The sequence below is a fragment of the Streptomyces sp. FH025 genome (genome assembly GCF_017427025.1).
In the GTDB taxonomy this organism is placed as follows: domain Bacteria; phylum Actinomycetota; class Actinomycetes; order Streptomycetales; family Streptomycetaceae; genus Kitasatospora.
This window is the reverse complement of sequence record NZ_JAFLNG010001147.1, coordinates 1-1382: the sequence shown is the minus strand read 5'-3', so window position 1 is coordinate 1382 and position 1382 is coordinate 1. Positions and strand designations below refer to the sequence as shown.

The 1382-nt window shown below is 76.0% G+C and carries 1 protein-coding gene; it reads right to left on the bottom strand.

What is annotated here, in order from left to right; genetic code table 11:
* On the bottom strand, nucleotides 1–1382 hold a 1382-nt coding region (locus tag J0670_RS38035; RefSeq protein ID WP_207817334.1), incomplete at both ends, for a hypothetical protein.

Sequence of the window (1382 nt, the reverse complement as noted above, 5' to 3'; positions counted from 1 at the left end):
GAGCCGGACGGGGTCGCCGTTGCCGATCCGGGCGTAGCCGCGGCCGATCGGGGCGTGCGCGGCGGGCACGATGTCCAGCGGTGCGCCGAGCGCGGCGTGGCCCTCCTCGGGCCCGGCCGGGCCGAGCAGCACCCGGGCCCGGGTGGTGGCCCGTACGGTCGGGGTGATCCGGTCCCGGGCTTCAAGGTCGTCCGCGATCACCACGGTGACCCGGGCGGCCCGGCCGTGCCGCAGCGGCAGCTCCAGCAGGTCCTGCGGGTCGGGACGGCCCTCGGCGTGGGCGAGCTCGCTCAGTTCGGTCGGGTGGTCCAGCAGCAGCCACAGCGGCCGGGTGACGTCCTCGGGCGGGGCGGTGCCGGCGTGCCGGGCGGCGTTCAGCGCGGCGAGCCGGCGCTCGGCCTCCCGCGCGGCCCAGTCCAGCGCGGCCAGCGCGCCGTGCAGGCTGGTCTCCACGGTGTGCACGCCGGGCCGGTTCACCAGGCAGGCGTGCTCCCCGGTGCCCGCGCCGTCGACCACCACCAGATCGGCGTACGGGAGGGCCTGGAGCGCCACCGAGCGGATCAGGCTGGAGGTGCCGTAACCGGTGACGCCGAGGGCCAGCAGGTGCGGTTCGGAGGAGCGCGGGCCGGTGCGCCAGACGACCGGCGGCTGCTGGACGATCGCGCCGCCCCGGCCGACCGGGATGGTGCGGGCGGTGCCGTCCTCGTCGGTGAAGCCGAGCACGATCTCGCCGGGTGCGGCCACGAAGCGCTGGGCGACGATGTCGGTGGGCAGCGGGGCGAGCGCCGCGATCCGCAACCGGTTGGACTCCTCGTCCCAGTCGAAGCGGTACTCCCGGGCCCGCCCGGCCTTGCCCTGGACGACCTGCTCGATCCGGGCCCGGGCGGCCGGCTCGGTGTCGGTGAAGTACGCCGGGTAGCCGAGCTCCAGCCGGGCGAGCCGGCCCTCTCCGTCGAACTCCCAGGAGCTGAAGGCGTTCTTGTAGCTGCCCTCGAAGTGGTACAGCGGGTTGGCGTCCTCGGGGCCGCACAGGTACGGGGTGAGCGCCGAGTAGAGGGCACTCAGCTTGACGTCGGCGACATCGGGTGCGGGCGGGGCGGGCGGCGCCTTGGGGGCCCGGCCGGCCCAGGCGGTGCTGGCCATCAGGGCGACCAGCGCGAACAGCAGGCCGTGCGGCAGCAGGTAGATGCCGACCAGCAGGGCGGCGGTGAGGAACAGCGTCGGGCCGCGGCGGTCCTTCGGGGTGGCCTGCCAGCGGCCCCTGGCCCAGCCGATGTGGTGGCGCAGGCCGCGGCCGATCACGGTGAGCGGGGCGAGCATGTCGCTGGCGTGGTCCCCGGCGGCTCGGGCGATCTCGCGGCCCTTGCCGAGATGGCGGTGGA